Below are 2,852 nucleotides of genomic sequence, written 5' to 3' on the forward strand. Positions count from 1 at the left end.
TAAGAGACAGGGCTGACGCCGAGCAACAAGTTCTGACGCCCGGGAGGCGCGGGCGCCCGCGCCTCCCGGGCGTCAGAACTTGTTGCTCGGCGTCAGCCCCAGCGACATGCCGGACAGCCCGCGCTGCCGGTTCCCCAGCTTGTCGGCCACCGCGCGCAGCGCCGCTCCCGCGGGCGACTCCGGGTCGGTCAGGACGACGGGCTTGCCCTCGTCGCCGCCCTCGCGCACCCGCAGGTCGATCGGGATGCCGCCGAGCACCGGCACCTCGGCGCCGGTCGTCCGGGTCAGGCCCTCGGCGACCTGCCGGCCGCCGCCGGTGCCGAAGACGTCGATCATCTCGTCGCAGTGCGGGCAGGGCATCCCTGACATGTTCTCGATGACGCCCACGATCTTCTGGTGGGTCTGCACGGCGATGGAGCCGGCCCGCTCGGCCACCTCGGCCGCGGCCTGCTGCGGGGTGGTGACCACCAGGATCTCCGCGTTCGGCATCAGCTGGGCCACCGAGATGGCGATGTCGCCGGTGCCCGGAGGCAGGTCGAGCAGCAGCACATCCAGGTCGCCCCAGTAGACGTCGGCGAGGAACTGCTGGAGCGCGCGGTGCAGCATCGGCCCCCGCCAGACCACCGGAGAGTTCCCGGGCGTGAACATCCCGATCGAGATCACCTTCACACCGTGTGCGGACGGCGGCATGATCATGTCCTCGACCTGGGTGGGCCGCCCCTCGGCGCCCAGCATCCGGGGCACCGAGTGGCCGTAGATGTCCGCGTCCACGACGCCGACCTTCAGCCCGTCGGCCGCCAGCGCCGCGGCCAGGTTCACGGTGACGGAGGACTTGCCGACGCCGCCCTTGCCGGAGGCCACGCAGTAGACGCGGGTGAGGGAGCCCGGCTGCGCGAACGGCACCTCGCGCTCCGCCTTCCCGCCGCGCAGCGAGGCGGTCAGCTCGCGCCGCTGCTCGTCGCTCATCACGTCCAGCTCGACGGTCACCCCGGTGACGCCGGGAACGCGCTGCACGGCCTCGGTCACGGTGGAGGTGATCGTGTCGCGCATCGGGCAGCCGGCGACCGTGAGATAGACCCCGACGTCGACGGCTCCGCCGGGCGCGATGCCGATGGATTTGACCATCCCCAGATCGGTGATCGGCCGGTGGATCTCCGGGTCGTTCACCGTCGCGAGCGCCGCGCGCACCGCGTCTTCGGTGGGGAGGGTGTCGTGGGTCTCGGTAGCCATCAGTCTCCTAGCGAGGGAACCACCAGCCTCAGCCAGTGGGGGAATCGCTTTCCCTGGTTGTGGTACTTTCTCCCAGCCCCGCACGGGGTCGGTTCGGGCTGGACCGCAACCCTCGGGTTGGAAGCCCCCCTCCTTCGGGCGGGGAGCGGAGTCACACATGCATCGTACGGCGAGTCGCGCGGGCCTCCGCCAGCCGGGGGCTGCGGCTTTGCTCACTTGTCCGGTGCACGCTTCGGTGCCCGGTTCGGCGGGTGATCGACCGCGCCGTCCCGGGACGCCGGTGCCTGGTAACGATCCAGCTCCCTGGCCATCTCCTGCAGTTCGGAGCGGATCCAGTCCCGGGTGGCCACCTCGCCCAGGCCCATCCGCAGGGCGGCGATCTCGCGGGTGAGGAACTCGGTGTCCGCGATGCTGCGCTCGTTGCGCGTGCGGTCCTGCTCCAGATTGACCCGGTCCCGGTCGTCCTGCCGGTTCTGCGCGAGGAGGATCAGCGGGGCCGCGTAGGACGCCTGCAGCGAGAGCGCCAGGGTGAGGAAGATGAACGGGTAGCGGTCGAACCGGAGCGCCTCGGGCACCAGCACGTTCCAGGCGATCCACACGATGATGACGACGGTCATCCAGACGATGAACCGCCCCGTCCCCAGGAACCGGGCGATCCGTTCGGACATCCGTCCGAACGCCTCCGGGTCGTAGTCCGGCAGCAGGCTGCGCCGGGGCGTGCGCGGGACGTCCAGCCGGTCGCGTTCGGCCATGCTCACGCCCCCTCAAGTCCGGGCGGCGCGCCCCCACGGGCCTCGCGCCAGTCGTCGGGCAGCAGATGGTCCAGGACGTCGTCCACGGTGACCGCGCCCAGCAGATGGCCGCCCTCGTCGACCACGGGCGCCGAGACGATGTTGTAGGCGGCCAGATAGCTGGTGAGCGCGGGCAGCGTGGTGCCGGGCGGCAGCGGGCGCAGATCGGTGTCCACGACCGAGCCGACGAGCGCGAACGGCGGCTCGCGCAGCAGCCGTTGGAAGTGGATGAGCCCCAGGTACTTCCCGGTGGGCGTCTCGTCGGGCGGGCGGCAGACGTACACCTGTGCGGCGAGCGGCGCGGGCAGGTCCTCGTTGCGCACCCGGGCGAGCGCCTCGGCGACGCTGGCGTCCGGGCGCAGCACGATCGGCTCGGGCGTCATCAGGCCGCCCGCCGTGCCCTCCTCGTAGGCCAGCAGCCGGCGCACCGGGTCCGCCTCGGTGGGCTGCATCAGGCCCAGCAGCCGCTCCTTCTCCTCCTCCGGCAGCTCCGAGAGCAGGTCGGCCGCGTCGTCCGGGGCCATGGCCTCCAGGACGTCGGCCGCGCGCTCGTCCTTGAGCTTGCCGAGGATCTCCACCTGGTCGTCGTCCGGCAGCTCCTCCAGGACGTCCGCCAGCCGGTCGTCGTGCAGCGCGGCGGCCACCTCGGCGCGCCGCTTCTCGGACAGGTGATGCAGGACGTTGGCCAGGTCGGCCGGGCGCAGCTGGTCGAACGTGGCCAGCAGGTTGGCCGCGCCCTGCTGCTGCTCCTCCAGCGCGAAGCCGGTGACCGCCTCCCAGTCGACGGTCAGCGTCTCGCCGCCCCGCCGCCGCAGCGCCCCGCCCCGTGCC

At 72.2% G+C, this 2,852-nt stretch carries 3 protein-coding genes; all 3 read right to left on the minus strand.

The window, feature by feature from the left end; genetic code table 11:
• Positions 1–72 precede the first annotated feature (72 nt).
• Positions 73–1,230, minus strand: a complete 1,158-nt coding sequence (locus G5C65_RS34905) for an Mrp/NBP35 family ATP-binding protein (RefSeq protein WP_165303077.1) — start codon at positions 1,228–1,230, stop codon at positions 73–75.
• Positions 1,231–1,442: 212 nt separating this feature from the next.
• On the minus strand, positions 1,443–1,982 hold the full coding sequence (locus tag G5C65_RS34910; protein WP_165303078.1) for a DUF1003 domain-containing protein: 540 nt from the start codon (positions 1,980–1,982) through the stop codon (positions 1,443–1,445).
• Between the two features lie 2 nt (positions 1,983–1,984).
• Positions 1,985–2,852: magnesium transporter MgtE N-terminal domain-containing protein (locus G5C65_RS34915; RefSeq protein ID WP_165303079.1), on the minus strand; the 868-nt coding region annotated here is incomplete at its 5' end.

Source organism: Streptomyces boncukensis (assembly GCF_011045075.1).
GTDB classification, from domain to species: domain Bacteria; phylum Actinomycetota; class Actinomycetes; order Streptomycetales; family Streptomycetaceae; genus Streptomyces; species Streptomyces boncukensis.

Excerpts from the sequence above, each read along its gene's own strand:
- G5C65_RS34905 (WP_165303077.1), bottom strand. The coding sequence starts at position 1,230 with ATGGCTACCGAGACCCACGACACCCTCCCCACCGAAGACGCGGTGCGC.
- G5C65_RS34910 (WP_165303078.1), bottom strand. The coding sequence starts at position 1,982 with ATGGCCGAACGCGACCGGCTGGACGTCCCGCGCACGCCCCGGCGCAGC.